We start from the raw sequence: 17233 nt of genomic DNA on the forward strand, positions 1-17233 counted from the left end.
AAAGCGCAGCCCAACGTCATACCCATCTGCCAACTAAGCTAACGTGTGAGCAAGTTCCATTGTCTCTCACAAAGTCCAGAGCCGAATAGCCCGGAGACCAGATGCAGTTTTCAAAAGGCGGCCCAGATATTCCGGCCGAACTACTGGATGCGGCGATCTGCGGCGACGTGCTTTTTTTGTGCGGCGCTGGGGTTTCGCGTTCTTCCGGTCTTCCCGATTTCAAAGCGCTAACGGAAAAAATATTCGAGCGGCTGGGTGAGAACATGGCCCCTCCGGAACGCCAAGCTTTTGAAAAAGACCGATTCGAAGAGACACTCGGTGCGCTCGCACGCCGTCTCGCTGATAAGCGTCGAATGTACAAAGCCGTCGCGAAGGAACTCGATGCTGAACGAGCAACCGATATTTCCGCTCATAAAACGTTGCTCAGGCTTTCTAGAGATTTTGAAAGCCGACCGGTGATCGTGACAACCAATTTCGACACGTTGTTTGAGCGTGCTCTTCATGCAGAAACCGGTCAGCCCATTGGAGACCAAAGTTTTGCAAGCGCCCAAGTACCAGCCCCGGGTGGCGCTCAGTTTGAAGGCATTATCCATCTTCATGGACGCTTAGCTGATCGTGCCTTGGGCCTGAATGGAAGCGAGCTGGTATTGACGAGCGCAGACTATGGCGATGCCTACCTGCGTTCAGGGTGGGCATCGCGTTTTTTGTTTGATCTGGTGCGCACCCGGACGATTGTCCTCATAGGTTACAGCGCGTCCGATCCCCCGGTTCGGTATATATTGAATATTCTGGAAGCGGACCGAGAGCGGTTCCCAGAAATCAAGAGTGTTTATGCTATTGAAGCCCATGAACCCGGACACAGCGAAGAAGCCGCCGCCGCGTGGGAGGCGATAGCCGTCCGGCCCATTACCTACGAATTGACGTCGCAGAGTTACATGCCTCTGTGGCGTGATTTGACGATAATGGCCGATCTGACAGAAACACCGCCAAGCTGGCGCAAAAAGCGCTTCGATGAACTCACTACAAAATCGCCAAGCGACTTGGAGGATTGGGAGATACGACAGGTCGTCTGGCTTGTTGGCTACGATGATGTTCTTGCCCGCCTGCCGACATCATCGTTATCGGCTGAATGGTTCGGCTTCCTGCGTTCGAGAGCCGCGATTATGCCGTCCTCATCAAATGAATGGTATATTGCCGAATGGGCAGCGAAGCATCTCGACGACGAAACCGTTTTTACCCAGATGCTTGCCCTTGCCGAGCGCCTCAGCCCAGCTGCCGCTGGAATCCTCGATCGTGGCCTCGATGTTGCTAGGGTACCGCCAATACCAGCACCGTTAAAGAACGCTTGGCAGCTGCTCACGATCGTCCTGCGGCAGTCCGAACAAAACGACCCCTGGCACTACTACAGCGCATTAGACAGGATTCGAGCGGGTGTCCCAACGAATGCCGATCTAGCCGTTGCCGTCGCTAAATTTGAGCCACGCCTTCGGCTACGGGAGCCCTATCAATATGGAATAAAGATTGAGGGGCTCCCGGGATTGTGCCGCGTCGAACTCGAACCCGAGCGCGACGTGAATTACACGGAACTCCTTGCGGCTCTGCCGCCTAATCTTGAATTCGAATGGCAAGCGTTAAACCTCGCAAGCGAACGATTGTTAGCGGCACTGCGCCTTGCCCGAGATGCGGACCAGCCTAACCGTGTTACGTCAGTGCCCTCGATCGGAGAACACGAGCAAAATAAAGATCAGGGCGGATTTCTTTCAATAACCCGCCTTTGCGCTGAGCTTTGGCTGAAAGTTCACGCCCAGAATCCCGATGGTGCGAGGGCGATTGCGCATATCTGGAAACATGCCGGTTTTGGTTTGGCGACGCGGCTCTGGCTTTTTACAATGTTGAAGGACACCGCCGCCTCACCCGATGAAATTGTGCGAGAGCTTACAGCTCTCTCTCGCGAAGAATTTTGGGCCCATCGTAAAGAAGTAATCGAGTTGCTCAAGAATCGGTGTGTTGGTTCTCCGATGGGTCTTATCGGCCAGCTCGCATCCAAGATTATCGAGGGGCCAAATTTTATGGAGGATCGCGACGAGGCCGATCGGCAGCGAGGACTCGACAGCACCCGATGGCTGTATCTCAAAGCGCTCGTCAGCTCTGGGGTAATCTTGTCCGAAAATGCACAAACGGAGTTCGATGCAATAAATGCCCGCGAAAATTGGAATGAAAGACCACTTGAAGAGCGGGATCTCTTCTGGGTCTGGTCCTTTGGTCTAAGATACGGTCCAACCGGTGACCCCGGCCCAATTGCCGAAGCGGACCCTATTCGAAGAATCGAGATCGCCGCTGGGCTCGAACAACACGATCCGATCAATCAACCCGATGCATGGAGAATTTATTGTAAGCAGGAGCCCGACGGAGCGCTGGACGCGATCATAGCCTCAGATCCTGACGCAGCTAAAGCTGACCGTTGGCGCGACGTATTGTGGGGCATTCAGGACATAGGTACGGATGAAGCCTCAAAAGATCGCGCTCGGGAACTGGCCGCAAAAGCGCTCTCGCAATTAAGTCATTGTCAGGATTCTGCACTATCAGCATTCGTCGGGGCGCTAGTCGACTTTTACATCTATGCATGCGAGATCGCTGGCGATGTAGAAGACGTTTGGTGGGATCGCCTGTGGCGACTATCCGACGCCGATACGTCCGAAGTCGCGCTCGGTGATGTAAACAAGGATCCCGGCTACGAACTCCTTCTGCGTGCAATGAACCGCCCAGCAGGAAAACTCGTAAAGTTGATGCTCAATCGGCTTGGGCCAGGCTGGTCCAGTTTAAGTGAACCAGTGAAGCGTCAGACCAAAGATCGCCTAAGCGAAGCTACTAATGCACATACCGTAAGTGGAATGTTGGCGCGCGCAGAGTCAACGAGGTTTATCGCCTGGATTAACGCGTTTCTCCCAGATCTTCTCGACTCGAGATTATACTCGCGATTGATCGCCGACACACTCGAAGGCGAGGCGCTTCGTTCGATCCTTGTTGGAATGGCGCTGAACTTGAGTAAGGGTCCGCGCGAAAAACTAAAGGAACCTATATTGCGCGGTATTCGCGAACATCGCGGGGGAAATGATACTTTGGAAAATGCGGCCTCACGCCTGGTGTCGCTTGTGCGCGACGACTTTGACCGCTCGATTGATGATCCAACTCGTCTCAAAATTGGGGAAGCCAAAGCCGTCCTTTCGACCTCGCGATCCGCCCTTCGCGCTGATGTTGCCCAGGTCATGGGTAATTGGCTCTTGAATGAAAGCGAGCGACCTACGGCCGAGCTTTGGCAAAATGAATACGCTGAAATATTCGAACAGATCTGGCCAGTTACAAAAAAAGATCAAACTACGGAAGCCTCTATTCCGCTCGCACGGTTAGCGCTGGCGGCCGGAGATGCTTTCCCAGATGCCTGGGACATTATCCGCCCGTACATTCGGCCGCTCAACGAAGAATGGCCTCGCCTCTACTTCGCCGTAGAAGGAAATTCGCTAGCTACAGCAGCGAAGTTTCCTCGAGTAACACTCGACCTTTTGTGGGTTTTACTAAAGCCTGCCTCTACAGGCCGGTCCTACGAACTCGGCAAGGTTCTCGACTGCATTGCAGCAGCAGCGCCAGCGCTTCAGAAGGATCGAAAGTTTCAGCTCTTAGAAACGCGGGTGATACGGGCTCAGTCTTAATTGACCAAGCCCGGAGCCGTACAGCAACGCTCGCTGCTACTTTCAGTCAGGCTGGTCCACAGATCCGAGGAATTCGGCTCGGATCTACTTGCCAGGAAGAATCTCGATGTGCTCCCAGCGCGATAGTGTGACCGCGTCTGACGCTTTCCATACGCCATAGCCAAAGGCAACAAGGCTTGCGAACCAAATGATGATAGCAATTGTGCGAAGCCATTCGGCAAATAGAAGCCAGCCAGATTTTTGAGAATTGAAAGAAGATTGGGCTAGGTAGGAAAAACCTGCTGTAGCGACTGAACCCCCAGCAGCCCCACCAAAAAGAGCCACGGCGGTGGCATAAGCATCTAGACTTGCCTGCCCTGTCGCTCCACGATTGCCTGCGAAAGACAACAACGCTACCGCCGCTCCACCACAAAGGAGCAGGAGCGATTTGACTGCAAGTTCGGCAAACGTGATTACCGCATCAAACCCACTCTTCCAAGCATCTACATCCGCCTTATGACGCTCGGTAATGGCGTTGTATCGATCAGTGAATAGGCGCAACGTCTTCTCAACGCCTTCCGTCTTTAGAAGATGCTCCAACAGCTCGGGCGTAATTTCTGTATCCGGGGTCACGTTTCGATGTCCCAAAATATGGATGCTGTTGACTTGAAATAATGCGCGGGCAATTCGTACTTTAAGCGCAGTGATAGTCTACGCGGATTCGAGAGTCCTGCTAGGGAACGATCACCGGCAGTGTGGGGTAAAATGTGGGATGGCTGTCGCCCATTCGAGATAATTGATAGAAATAACAATTCGCTACTCTGCGCATTCGGCAGACGACCCCGGATCCAGCTGATGGGTCCCGGCAGTCCGGCGCGCTCCCGCCGCCCTCAGGCACCCAGCTCGAGCCTTGAGCCCTTCGCACGCGGCAGGATCAGCGGAGTATGCCGACGGCGCGGAGAGCGGGGATAAGTTTTTCCAAATAATCGAGGAATTCATCGTTGGCGGGCAGGCGGAATGATTTTGGACCGCGCCGAATTCGCGCCAATTCGCTGTGCCAGCGTTGAAGCAACCGCCGGTCCCTCATCTTTTTTCCCGAAACCAATGTCGGAATGGCCCCTCGCCGTTCGTCCTCGTGCGGTGATGGACTTCAAAATGATGGTGGGCGAGGCGATAATCGGGCTTCGCCGGGCAGGATGACAGGGAGGCGACATGACAGGCGTACGGGTCTTGGTTGGAACGCGGAAGGGCGCATTCGTCTTGACGTCCGACGGCACGCGCAAATCGTGGGACGTGAGCGGCCCGCATTTTCCCGGTTGGGAAATCTACCATCTGAAGGGTTCCCCCGCCGATCCCAGCCGTATCTACGCTTCGCAATCGAGCGGTTGGTTCGGTCAGCAGATCCAGCGGTCCGACGACGGCGGCAAGACCTGGGCGCCGGTCGACAACAAGTTCGCCTATGACGGCGTTCCCGGTACGCACCAATGGTACGACGGCACCCCTCACCCGTGGGAATTCAAGCGGGTCTGGCACATCGAGCCATCGCTCACCGATCCCGATACGGTCTTCGCCGGAGTTGAAGACGCAGCCTTATTTCGCTCCAGCGATGGCGGAAAATCCTGGACAGAACTTTCCGGCCTGCGCGGCCATGGATCGGGATCGCATTGGATGCCTGGCGCCGGCGGCATGTGCTTGCATTCCATTCTGCTCGACCCCGTCGACGCCAAGCGGATGTTCATCGCGATTTCGGCTGCGGGCGCATTCAGAACGGACGACGGCGGCGAAACGTGGCAGCCGATCAACAAGGGGTTGCGGTCGGAGTACATACCCGACCCGCACGCCGAAGTCGGGCACTGCGTACACCGCCTCGCGATGCATCCGTCACGGCCGAATGTGCTTTTCATGCAGAAACATTGGGACGTGATGCGGAGCGACGATGCCGGCAATTCGTGGCGCGAGGTGAGCGGCAATCTGCCGACGGATTTCGGGTTCGTGATCGATGTCCACGCGCATGAACCCGAGACGATCTACGTCGTGCCGATCAAGAGCGACGCCGAGCACTTTCCGATGGACGGCAAGCTGCAAGTCTGGCGCAGCCGCTCGGGCGGAAACGAATGGGAGGCTCTGACCAAGGGGCTGCCGCAATCGAATTGTTACGTGAACGTCCTCAGGGACGCGATGGCCGTCGATACGCTCGACACCTGTGGCGTCTATTTCGGGACGACGGGCGGCCAAGTCTATGCCTCGGCAGACGCGGGCGATACGTGGGACGCCATCGTTCGCGATCTTCCCGCGGTGCTCTCGGTCGAAGTTCAGGCATTCACATGATCCGCGTGGTGCTGCCTTCGCATCTCAGAATGCACGCGAACATCAACGGCGAGATCCTGCTCGACGTGGACGGGGAAGCGACACAGCGGTCACTGCTCGATGCCCTCGAGAGAAGCTATCCGGTGCTACGTGGCACGATCCGGGATCACGACACGCAAAAACGGCGGCCGTTCCTGAGATTTTTCGCCTGTCAGCGCGATCTTTCGCACGAGCCTGCGGACGCGCCGCTGCCCGATGAAGTCAGGAGCGGATCGAAGCCGTTCCTGATCGTCGGCGCGATTGCGGGCGGGTGATTGCGCGAGGCACGAATAAAGAAGGGCACCTCCGACGCGATACTTCGGACGAGGTGCCCCGAGTGAATGTTATCCGAGAGCTGCTATTTCAACGGTTCGATCGGCGTTGCGTCGGCCTGTAGCTTCCAGACCAGCACGGCGCGGACCGACTGCACGGTTGCATCGTCGATATCGAAGCGGGCTTTTTCGCTGGCGCAGTGCAGCACCCACCATTTGTATGCTTCGTTCTTGTCCGAGCCGCTGCCACTTTCACCGTCGAACTGCGAGTAGCGGTATTCGACCTTGAGAGACAATCTCTTGTCGATCCTGTCGAGCTTGGTCTCGATACCGCCGCCGACCGTCCAGCCATCGAGATCGCCGGCTTTCAAGGTGACGCTCGTCGGCAGATAATAGTTATCGAACGCAGCCGTTACTTCGCCCTTCTGGTTCATGCGTGAGAAGCCGCCCAACCCGTAGACCAGAAGGTCGGGTCGCACCAGGACGCCGAGCCTACCGCCGACGGTCCAGGCTCCGTCGCGGTGAATCTCTCCCGAGAGGAAGCTATGTTTCGTACCTCCCGAGGAGCTTTCATCGCCGTCGGGGTAGAAGTCGTAATCAGCGAAGGCGCCTATCAAAATTCGGTCGCTGATGAGCCTGTCGTAGCCCACCTGCAACGTACCGAAGACCTTCCAAGCGTCATCGTTCATGCCACCCGAAAGGTAGTCGTTCTTGGGATAGGAGCAACCCCACCAATATAAGCAAAAGACGTCCGTTCGCTTTGCGGCTGCCGAGGCATTCTGATCGATGCTCGTGGCGCCGATGCCGGCGCCTACGGAGAAGCCGGACCAACCGTCCGCCGGCTGGGGAATGGGTGCAGGCGCGTCCTTGAGGCTGCCGCCTGCAAACGCTCCGGATGACTGAAACAAAATAAACGCGACCAACGCAACACTCTTACGCATCACAATACTCGCTCCCGCTTCGTCTCCCCGTTCATTTTCCTGACGCGGATATCAACAAGTTATCCACATTTCCGGTGCTAATTGGGGACGGCTCGGACGGCAAGTTGTTCGCACACTGAACACAGTGATTCTAAGTTGCTGCTGCTTTTTGATCACTATACGGACGGCTGCTGTAGCGCAGCATTTCGGCCCATCATCGCAGGGAAAAAATAGCGGCGAGAATTACTTAGAAGCTGGCTCCCGCTTTCGAGCCAAGCCGCGGCGAGGACAGGCGTGCAGAGTGCGAGGCTTGGCCATCCTCCCGCCCGCATGCATTGCGGCGGCCGGGGTTGTCCACAGACGCGCAAAACGCGCCGCGCGAATTTCGTCACCCGATTTGGGCTTCGTCCTTCAGGAGCTTGTAATTGATGCTGTCGAGAAGGGCCTCGAAGCTCGCATCGATGATGTTCGGGGAGACGCCGACGGTCGTCCAGCGCTCGCCGGTCGATGCATCGTGGCTCTCGACAAGGACGCGCGTTACCGCATCGGTGCCGCCTTCGTGCGTCTGCGTCAGGATGCGGACCTTGTAGTCGACGAGCTCGACGTTCTCGATGTGCTTCTGGTAACGGCCGAGATCGTTTCGCAGCGCCTTGTCGAGCGCATTGACTGGGCCGTTGCCTTCGCCGACCGAGACGAGCGGTGCGTCGTCGCCTGCGATCGATACGGTGACGACCGCGTGCGAGACCGTTCCATTGCCGTTCATCGCTCTCGATCGCTCTTCGCGGCGCTCGACGGTCACGCGAAAATTGTCGACCGAGAAATAGCGCGGCACGGTTGCGAGCGCGCGGCGCGCCAGAAGCTCGAACGACGCCTCGGCCGCCTCGTAGGAATAGCCCTGATCCTCGCGCGCCTTCACCTCGTCGAGGAGCGCTTGCACACGCGCGTCGTCCTTGTCGGCCGGGAGGCCTAGCCGCTCGAGTGCCGACGTCAGCGAGGAACGCCCCCCCTGCTTGGAGACGAGAATGCGCCGCTCGTTGCCGACGCTTTCGGGCGGGACGTGCTCGTAGGTTTCCGGCGCTTTCATGAGCGCGGAGGCGTGAATGCCTGCCTTTGTCGCGAAGGCGCTTTCGCCGACGTAGGGCGCGTGGCGGTTCGGCGCCTCGTTCAGAACTTCATCGAGAACGCGGCTCGCGTGCGTGAGGGAGCGCAGCTTGTCGGGCGTGACGCCTGTCGTGAAGGCATCCGCGAATTCGCTTTTCAGAAGCAGCGTCGGAATGATCGATGTCAGGTTGGCATTGCCGCAGCGCTCGCCGAGGCCGTTGAGCGCGCCCTGGATTTGGCGGCATCCGGCGCGGATGGCCATGAGCGTGTTGGCGACGGCGTTGTCGGTATCGTTGTGCGTATGGATGCCGAGGTTTGCGCCCGGAACGTGCTTCGCGACATCGGCAACGATACGTTCGATTTCATGCGGCAGCGTTCCGCCGTTGGTATCGCAAAGCACGACCCAGCGCGCGCCCGCGTCATACGCCGTCTTGGCGACGGAGAGCGCGTAGTCGCGGTTCGACTTGTAACCGTCGAAAAAATGTTCGCAGTCGATCATCGCCTCGCGCTGCGTTTCAACGACTGCGCCGACCGACTGCCGGATCGTTTCGAGGTTTTCTTCGTTCGTGATGCCGAGTGCGACGCGCACCTGATAGTCGGACGATTTCGCGACGAGACAGATGCTGTCGGCGGCGGACTGGAGAACGGCCTGCAGGCCGGGATCGTTGGATACGGAACGGCCCGAGCGCTTCGTCATGCCGAATGCCGTGAAGCGGGCAGACTTCAAGTTCGGACGCGAAGAGAAGAGTTCCGTGTCGGTGGCGTTGGCGCCCGGAAAGCCGCCCTCGATATAGTCAATGCCGAGGTCGTCGAGCACGCGCATGAGGCGTCGCTTGTCCTCAAGCGAAAAGTCGACGCCCGTCGTCTGCGCACCGTCGCGCAACGTCGTATCGAAGAGGTAGAGGCGCTCTTTGCTCATGACGCTTCTTGAGGCTCAGCTTTTGCCGGACTTCCGGCGAGACGCTTTACCATGGTCGTGTTGGAAAGCCATTGATCATCGAGGGGAATGGAGTTGCGCTGTGCTGCGACGTAACCGCGACGCTCAAAAAACGGCACGGCCGTATCGCTCGCATCGACAGTGACCCCCTCGGCTCCACGTGCGCCTGCGATCTTCTCGAGCGCGTCGGCAAGCGCGGTGCCGACCCCCTCGCCCGCGAAGTCCGGATGCACATAAAGCATATCAATGGTTTTATTGTCCTTAAGGGACCCGAAACCGAGGTATTCGCCGTCAAGTTGGACGACGAGCGTCAGCGCCGCCGCGAGCCTGTCGCGGAAGGCGGCCGCATCCTCGGCTGTCGCGACCCATGCGAGCCGCTGATCGTCGTCGTAGTCATCGGCCGTCAGCTCGTCGATGCTTTGTGCGAAGAGATCGCGCAGCACCATGGCGTCGGCGGGAAGAAACGGACGGAGCGGATAGTCGTCTGACATTGGTTTACCAAAGCGGTTTTGGCGGCCGGTTTTGCCGGCTTGATTAATTGTTCGGGTGGTCTGCGGATGCTGCGGCTTCGGCCTATCCCCATGTCGCCATCGGCGCAAGGCCTTGCAAGGTCGCGCTGGTTTTTGTTTGCCTCGGCGACTTCCCTGCGGGGAGCCGGCCGCCAGCGCGAGAGACGCCCTGTCCCCTTGTCATCCTCGGGCTTGTCCCGAGGATCCATGGCGCAGCATACTGAGTGGATGGATCGGGGAATACATCGAAGCTACTGGGTCTATATTCTAGCGAGTAAGCCGCAAGGGACACTCTACATCGGCGTGACCAACGACATCCTTGGCCGTGTTGAAAATCACAGGCTCGGACGTGGTTCGGTCTTCACGCGCAAGTACAGCGTCACCACCCTCGTTTACTTTGAAGCATTCGGAGACGTCGCGCTTGCCATTCAACGCGAGAAGACCTTGAAGCGTTATGTTCGTGATTGGAAAATAAACTTGATAGAGCAGGAAAATCCACTGTGGTGCGATTTGTATCCTGAGCTGAAGATTAGATTTGGCTAGCCGGTATTGGGCTTCTGCCGGTGAACGACCAGTGGCCCTATTACTGCGAACCATCGACCGGTGGAGTTCCGGCCTGATGGATCCTCGGCATGAAGCCGAGGATGACAGTGTCGGGTCTGCACTTCGTTTCAGGCGGGCGACGGTCGTGTTTGGAGCCACCGAGGGCTGACAACTTTGTCATCCTCGGGCTTGGCCCGAGGATGACAGATGTGGTTAGCGAGCGATTTCCCAGGTGGTTTCGATCTCGCCGGTTTCCTTGTTCTTCGTGTCCTTCAAGGCGATGCCCATTTTGGCGAGCTCGTCGCGGATGCGATCGGATTCGGCGAAGTCTTTGCGTTTGCGAGCTTCGAGGCGGGCGATGATCAAGGGTTCGACGGTGGATGCCACGGATTGCGCGGTTTCCGCCGCGCGCGCGTCCGCCTGCCTCAGCGTTGCGCCGTCGAAGCCTAAAAAGCCCAGCGCCGCGCCGAGGTTTTTGAATTCCTTGGCGGCAGCGTAGCCATGAAGCTCGGCGATGGCTTTCGGCGTGTTGAGATCGTCCTCGAGCGCGTCGATAACGTCACGCGGCAAGCTTGTACGGTCGTCGGTGTTGAGGCCTTCGTGCGCAAACCAGCCGGTCAGGATCTTCTGACTTTCCTCGAGACCCTTCTTCGTCCAGTCGATCGGCTGGCGATAGTGCGTCCTGAGCATGTTGAAGCGCAGCACCTCTCCCGGCCAGCCGTCGGTCAGCAGCTCATGGATCGTCACGAAGTTGCCGAGGCTCTTCGACATCTTCTCGCCTTCGACCTGCAGGAAGCCGTTGTGCATCCAGACGTTGGCCATGGTCGTCGTGCCGTGGGCGCAGCGCGATTGCGCGATCTCGTTCTCGTGGTGGGGAAACGTGAGGTCGATGCCGCCGCCGTGAATATCGAATACGGGGCCGAGCAACGCGCCCGCCATCGCCGAGCACTCGATGTGCCAGCCGGGGCGGCCTGGAGTCTTGATGCCGCCCGGTGACGGCCACGCGGGCTCGCCGGGTTTCGACGGCTTCCAGAGCACGAAATCCATCGGCCCCTTCTTATAGGGCGCGACCTCGACGCGGGCTCCGGCCTCCATCTCGTCGAGCGTGCGGTTGGAGAGGCGGCCGTAATCGGGCATCGAGCCGACGTCGAAGAGCACGTGATCTTCCGCGACGTAGGCATGGCGGCGTTTCACCAGGGCTTCGATCAGCGAGACCATGTCCTCGCGGCCGTCCTTGCGGCGGATGTACTCCGTCGCGCGCGGCTCGTAGGTGGGCGGCAGAACGCCCAAGGCGGCGATGTCGGCGTGGAACTGGTTCTCGGTCGCTTCCGTGACTTTGCGGATCGCTTCATTCAGCGGCAGGCCAGGGTAATCGCGCGCCGCGCGGGCGTTGATCTTGTCGTCGACGTCCGTGATGTTGCGGACGTACGTGACGTGATCAGGCCCGTAGATGTGACGCAGCAGCCGGAACAGCACGTCAAATACGATCACGGGGCGCGCATTGCCGATGTGGGCGTAGTCGTAGACGGTCGGGCCGCAGACGTACATGCGGACATTTGACGGGTCGATCGGCACGAACTCGGCCTTCTGCCGGGTCAGCGTATTGTAAAGTTTGAGCGCCAAACTGGACCTCTTGCGTCGCGTGTCTCTGCGGTTCGGCCGGAAGATATTCCGGAAAGATGAGTATGCCATAGGCCGCCTTGGGCGGCACAAGGGCCCGTCGCGCCTTAGGCGGTTGTCCCCTGCCCCGTCAAGCGGGCTCAAGTTTCTGAAACGCCACGTAAAATGGTTCACGTCGCAATTGCTCCGCATTGACCCGCTAGCAAATCGCTGCTTAGGGTCCGGAAAGTGCCGCTTCGGATGCCGTCATCCGGAGCGCGAAAGCCGTCAAAAGGGGCGTCGGGGAGCAGGCGTGAGCCAAGGGAATTCGATCAATATTGCCGCTCGCCGGTTGCTGCTCTTGGCGACGGCGGCGCTGCTCGCCCTGTTTTTGGTGTCGGAAGTGGCCTCGGCGCAGAGTTGGTGGCCCTTTGGTGGTGGAGGCGGCGACCGTGAGGACAGCGACCGGGGGCCCGTTCCGCAGGAGCCCGTTTACCGGCAGCCGCCACCCGCGCAGGCCCCGCCGCCGTATCCCGGCCAGCAACAGCAGTACCCGCCGCAGTCGCAGTATCCGGCTCAGCCGCAGTATCCGAATTCTCCGGCGGCGCCAGGCGCACCTGGCGCGCCAGCCGCTCCGGGCGCCCCTGGAGTTCCGGCACAGCCAGCCACGAACTGGTCCGCCAAGAACCCGATTTGCTACCAGCTCGAGCAGCGGCTCGTGCAGGAAGGGCAAAAGAGCGGTCAATCGCAGAACGATCTGCCGCGACTCGAAAACGAGATCCGACAGCTCGAACGCGTCGCCGACCAGACCGGCTCGCAGCTCGATCGCGGGTGCTACGAGTATTTCCTGTTCACCAAGTCGCTGAAGAACACGCCGCAGTGCAAAGACCTGGCGCGGCAGTCGGATGCGACGAAGCGGCGGCTCGCCGATCTCGATGCACGGCGGCGGGATATTCTTGGTTCCGCCGGGCGCTCCTATCAGGACGACATCGTCCGCGAGCTTGCGCGCAACAACTGCGGCGCCAACTATGTCGACATGGCGCGCCGAAACCGCGGCGATAGCGGCATGTGGGAAGACGAGGAATCGAGCGGCGGCAACGTGTGGAATCCCAACGCTGCGAACGGGGCGCAGACGTACCGGACGCTTTGCGTTCGCCTTTGCGACGGCTTCTATTTCCCGGTGAGCTTTTCGACGCTGCCGAGCCATTTCTCGCAGGACGCGGATGCGTGCACCTCGAAATGCGCGGCGCCGACCGAGTTGTATTACTATCCAAATCCGGGTGGCACGGTCGAGCAATCCGTGGCGCTCAGATCGCAAGAACCCTACACGCGGCTCAAGTTCGCCTTCCGCTACCGCAAGGAATACGTGAACGGCTGCTCGTGCAAGGTCGCCGAATACGTGCCGCCGCCGGAGGGTGCGCCGGACAAGAAGGCCGATGCGACGACGCCCGGCTCGAAATTGCCTGGGCGCCGTGCCGACGGCGCGGGGATGACCCCGATCACGACCGGTTCGACGGCTGCAAAGTCATCGGTTGCCTCGCCTGCGGCTCAGGCACCTGTTGCTCAGCCCGGCGATGCCGGCGGATGGCAGACCGAGGCCCAGCCGCAGTAGTGCAGACAGTGGCCTGATTGCGGTTGTCATCCTCGGGCTTGGCCCGAGGATCCATCGATCCGCATCGACGTGCCAGCTGCCCAATGGATCCTCGGCATGAAGCCGAGGATGACAGTGTCGGGTCTGCACTTCGTTTCAGACGGGCGACGGTGGTGTTTGGAGCCACCGAGGGCTGACAACTTTGTCATCCTCGGGCTTGGCCCGAGGGTCCATCGATCTGCATCGACGGTGCCCGCTGCCCGATGGATCCTCGGCATGAAGCCGAGGATGACAGTGTCGGCGCCGCGATCGTTTGAGCGATAGGGGGGTTAAGCGCGTTTGCCTGCGAGGCGGGCGAGGACGCGGTCGCGGCCCATCAGTGGCAAGAGCGTCTTTAGTTCCGGCCCGGCTTCGAGACCGGTCAAGGCGAGCCGCAGCGGATGGAACAGGGCCCGGCCCTTGGCGCCCGTCTTCGCTTTGACGGCGGCCGTCCATTCCGACCAGGTGTTCTCACTCCACGGCGCATCCGGCAAGACGCTCGCGGCTGCGACGGTCAACTTCGAATCTTCGATCACCGGCTCGATGTCACCCGCGACCACGTTCCACCATGTGCCGGCGTCGGCGAAGGTCTCGAGGTTGCCGCGGACGGCATTCCAGAAGTCCTCGCGGCCTTCGATGCCGGCGGCACGCAGACGCTCCGCGACCGCTGCGAATTCGAGCGTATGCAGCAGCTTGCTGTTCAAGACCTTCAGCTCGGCGACATCGAAGCGTCCGGGGGCCGTCGAGATTTTCGAGAAATCGAGCTTGGCTGCGAGTTCATCGCGTGACTGCAACGGCTCGATCGCATCCGACGTGCCGACGAGCGCTGCATGGCAGAGTACCGCCATCGGCTCGAGGCCTTCGTCGCGGAAGCTTTGGATGGAAAGGGCGCCGAGGCGTTTCGACAGCGCCTGACCATCGGCGCCGACGAGCAACGAGTGATGGCCGAATGCGGGGGGCGTTGCGCCCGCCGCTTCGAAGATCGCCATCTGCACGCCCGTGTTCGTCACGTGATCTTCGCCGCGTACGATGTGCGTGATCGCGAAGTCGATGTCGTCGATGACGCTCGTGAACGTGTAGAGGTACGTTCCGTCGCCGCGGATCAGCACCGGATCCGACAGCGAGCCGAGATCGACCGACTGATCGCCGCGGATCAGGTCGTTCCAGGAAATGAGCGTCGGCTGCGGTGTGAGCCCGCGCCCTTCGGAGGTGTTCGGAAGCCTGAAGCGCCAGTGCGGCTTCCCGCCGGCTGCGATTTTGGCGGCGATCTCTTCCGGCGTCAGCTTCAGCGCGGCGCGGTCGTAGATGGGCGGCCGGTGCATCGCGAGCTGACGCTTGCGGCGGCGGTCGAGTTCCTCTTCGGTCTCGAAACATGGATAGAGCGCGCCTGAGGCTTTGAGCGCAGCTGCGGCTTCATCGTAGCGGTCCGTCCGGTCCTGCTGGCGCGCGAAATCGCTCCAGGTCAGGCCGAGCCAAGTCAGATCATCGCGGATTGCGGCGGCGAATTCCTCCGTCGAGCGTACCGTGTCGGTATCATCGAGGCGCAGCAGGAAGCTGCCGCCGTGCTTCCTGGCGAAGAGCCAGTTGAGCGTTGCTGTCCGGATGTTGCCGATATGGAGCCGCCCTGTTGGGCTCGGTGCGAAGCGGACGCGGGGTGTCATGTCTGGCCTTTGATCGATTCAGCGCCGCACCCTACTTCCTGCTAGGCCAAACGCAAGGGAGGGCCGTTCACCCTTCAGCGGCCGAGCCCACCGAGGCTGTTTGAGCATTCAGCGTCAGGGAGCGCGCCCGGTCGAGGATGAAGGCTAAGTCATGCCCGCGTAGGCGGGCGTCCGCCCAAGTTTCTGGCCTGGATGGATCCCGGCCTTCGCCGGGATGACGTTGGAAGCAGAAACTACAAGCCCTTGCCGCCGGCTTTGATTGCGGGCGCAGCGGTCGCTTGCGCGACATCCTCGCGGAATTTGTTGGTGATCGGATAGCGGCGATCGCGGCCGAAGTTCCGGGCGGAAATCTTGACGCCGGGAGCGGCCTGACGGCGCTTGTATTCGGCGAGATAGAGAAGCCGCTCGACCTTCTTCACCGTTTCGACGGCATGGCCGCGGGCGATCACGTCGGCGACCGGCATCTCCTTCTCGACGAGGCATCTGAGGATGTCGTCGAGCGCTTCGTAAGGCGGAAGCGAATCCTGATCGGTCTGGTTGGCGCGGAGTTCGGCGGTCGGTGCTTTCGTCAGGATGCGTTCGGGAACGACGACGCCCGAGGGACCGAGCGCGCCTTCCGGCACATGGGCGTTGCGCCAGCGCGTCAGATCGTAGACCTCGGTCTTGTAGAGATCCTTGATCGGATTGTAGCCGCCGTTCATGTCGCCGTAGAGTGTCGCATAGCCGACGGACATCTCGCTCTTGTTGCCGGTCGTGACGACCATGCCGCCGTACTTGTTCGACACGGCCATCAGGATCGTGCCGCGCACACGGCTCTGCATGTTCTCTTCGGTGATATCGGCGTTACTGCCGGCGAAAAGATCCTTGAGACTCCAGGTTAGACCGGCAACGGTCGGTTCGATCGAAATCTTATCGTAGCGAATGCCGAGCGCCTTCGCGCAAGCGGCGGCGTCTTGCAAGCTATCGTCGGACGTATATTTCGAAGGCAGCATGATCGCGTGGACGCGTGCGGACCCCAACGCATCGACGGCGATGGCCGCGACGAGCGCTGAATCGATGCCGCCGGAAAGTCCGAGCACGACACCAGGGAAACCGTTCTTCTCGACGTAGTCCCGGAGGCCCAGAACGCAGGCCTGATAGGCGGATGCCGGTCCTGCGGGAAGCTTCGCGACGTCTCCCCGCTCGCACCGCCAACCGTCGGCGGCCTTCTTCCACTCGGTCAGAACGATCGCTTCGCGCCACGCGGGAAGCTGGATGGCCAAACTGCGGTCGGCGTTGAGGACGAATGACGCGCCGTCGAATACCAATTCATCCTGACCGCCGACCTGATTGAGATAGGCGAGCGGCAACCCGCTTTCCGTCACGCGTGCGACGGCGACGTTCATGCGGTTATCGGGCTTCGGCCAATCGAACGGCGAGCCGTTGGGCGACACGAGGATTTCGGCGCCGGTTTCGGCCAGCGTCTCGACGACCTCTGAGCCCCAGATGTCTTCGCAGATCGGCACGCCGATGCGTACGCCGCGGACATTCAGCGGACCCGGCATCGGTCCCGCCGCGAAAACGCGCTTCTCGTCGAAGACGCCGTAGTTCGGCAGATCGACTTTCAGCGTCGTCGCCTGGATGCGGCCGCCATCGAGCAGCGCAACAGCGTTATAGACCTTCCCTTCGTGGTTCCAGATCGCGCCGATAAGGATTGCCGGGCCATCGGAGCAGGACTTGGCCAACCATTCGAGCCGTTCGCGCGTCGCTTGCTGAAACGCGGGTTTCAGCACGAGGTCTTCGGGCGGGTAGCCGTTGAGAAAAAGCTCGGGGAATACGACGACGTCGGCGCCAAGTTCCTTGGCACGGGCGTGGGCGGCGGCAGCGCGCTCGGCATTGCCGTTCAAATCCCCGACGATGGGATTGAGCTGCGCGAGGGCGATTTTGAGTGAGAGCGGTGCGATCATTCTCGCTATTTAGAGTGCGCCGTAATCCAGGTCCAGGACCACGGCGTCCAGGCGGGGGCCCGGCCGTTCTCAACCTTCATCGT

General features: G+C 60.1%; 12 protein-coding genes. 5 read left to right on the forward strand and 7 right to left on the reverse strand.

Going from position 1 to position 17233, the window contains the following annotated elements; translation table 11 throughout:
- Window positions 1–101 precede the first annotated feature (101 nt).
- On the forward strand, window positions 102–3707 hold the full coding sequence (locus AACL53_RS09115; protein ID WP_339084182.1) for an SIR2 family protein: 3606 nt from the start codon (window positions 102–104) through the stop codon (window positions 3705–3707).
- A gap of 84 nt (window positions 3708–3791) precedes the next feature.
- Here AACL53_RS09115 and AACL53_RS09120 read toward each other — a convergent pair whose 3' ends face one another.
- Window positions 3792–4319 carry a hypothetical protein gene (locus AACL53_RS09120; protein ID WP_339084183.1) on the reverse strand — a complete coding sequence of 176 codons (528 nt, stop codon included), beginning with the start codon at window positions 4317–4319 and terminating at the stop codon, window positions 3792–3794.
- Between the two features lie 579 nt (window positions 4320–4898).
- Here AACL53_RS09120 and AACL53_RS09125 point away from each other — a divergent pair.
- Complete coding sequence (locus tag AACL53_RS09125; protein WP_339084184.1) at window positions 4899–6014, forward strand: sialidase family protein; 1116 nt, start codon at window positions 4899–4901, stop codon at window positions 6012–6014.
- Window positions 6011–6307 (forward strand): MoaD/ThiS family protein, encoded by a 297-nt coding sequence (locus AACL53_RS09130; RefSeq protein ID WP_339084185.1) that lies wholly within the window; start codon window positions 6011–6013, stop codon window positions 6305–6307. Before AACL53_RS09125 ends, AACL53_RS09130 begins: the two co-directional genes overlap by 4 nt.
- Before the next feature lie 83 nt (window positions 6308–6390).
- Here AACL53_RS09130 and AACL53_RS09135 read toward each other — a convergent pair whose 3' ends face one another.
- The 3 genes from AACL53_RS09135 to AACL53_RS09145 all read right to left on the reverse strand — a co-directional run bounded on the left by AACL53_RS09135 (window position 6391) and on the right by AACL53_RS09145 (window position 9753).
- On the reverse strand, window positions 6391–7245 hold the full coding sequence (locus tag AACL53_RS09135; protein WP_339084186.1) for an outer membrane protein: 855 nt from the start codon (window positions 7243–7245) through the stop codon (window positions 6391–6393).
- A 367-nt stretch (window positions 7246–7612) separates the two neighbouring features.
- The gene (gene cimA, locus AACL53_RS09140; RefSeq protein ID WP_339084187.1) at window positions 7613–9244 is read right to left on the reverse strand and encodes a citramalate synthase; all 1632 of its coding nucleotides are present in this window, start codon (window positions 9242–9244) and stop codon (window positions 7613–7615) included.
- Window positions 9241–9753 carry a GNAT family N-acetyltransferase gene (locus AACL53_RS09145; protein ID WP_339084188.1) on the reverse strand — a complete coding sequence of 171 codons (513 nt, stop codon included), beginning with the start codon at window positions 9751–9753 and terminating at the stop codon, window positions 9241–9243. The genes cimA and AACL53_RS09145 overlap by 4 nt, the downstream gene beginning before the upstream one ends.
- Before the next feature lie 225 nt (window positions 9754–9978).
- Between AACL53_RS09145 and AACL53_RS09150 the strand changes: the two genes are divergently transcribed.
- Window positions 9979–10314, forward strand: a complete 336-nt coding sequence (locus AACL53_RS09150) for a GIY-YIG nuclease family protein (RefSeq protein ID WP_339084189.1) — start codon at window positions 9979–9981, stop codon at window positions 10312–10314.
- A gap of 213 nt (window positions 10315–10527) precedes the next feature.
- Here the strand turns inward: AACL53_RS09150 and cysS are convergent, their stop codons facing one another.
- Window positions 10528–11937, reverse strand: a complete 1410-nt coding sequence (cysS, locus tag AACL53_RS09155; RefSeq protein ID WP_339084190.1) for a cysteine--tRNA ligase — start codon at window positions 11935–11937, stop codon at window positions 10528–10530.
- 289 nt (window positions 11938–12226) lie between these two features.
- Between cysS and AACL53_RS09160 the strand changes: the two genes are divergently transcribed.
- Complete coding sequence (locus AACL53_RS09160) at window positions 12227–13525, forward strand: DUF2865 domain-containing protein (protein ID WP_339084191.1); 1299 nt, start codon at window positions 12227–12229, stop codon at window positions 13523–13525.
- A gap of 308 nt (window positions 13526–13833) precedes the next feature.
- Here the strand turns inward: AACL53_RS09160 and gltX are convergent, their stop codons facing one another.
- Complete coding sequence (gltX, locus tag AACL53_RS09165; RefSeq protein WP_339084192.1) at window positions 13834–15204, reverse strand: glutamate--tRNA ligase; 1371 nt, start codon at window positions 15202–15204, stop codon at window positions 13834–13836.
- 233 nt (window positions 15205–15437) lie between these two features.
- On the reverse strand, window positions 15438–17150 hold the full coding sequence (locus tag AACL53_RS09170; protein ID WP_339084193.1) for an NAD+ synthase: 1713 nt from the start codon (window positions 17148–17150) through the stop codon (window positions 15438–15440).
- Window positions 17151–17233: the final 83 nt, after the last annotated feature.

It is taken from the genome of Hyphomicrobium sp. ghe19, assembly GCF_902712875.1.
GTDB lineage: Bacteria > Pseudomonadota > Alphaproteobacteria > Rhizobiales > Hyphomicrobiaceae > Hyphomicrobium_B.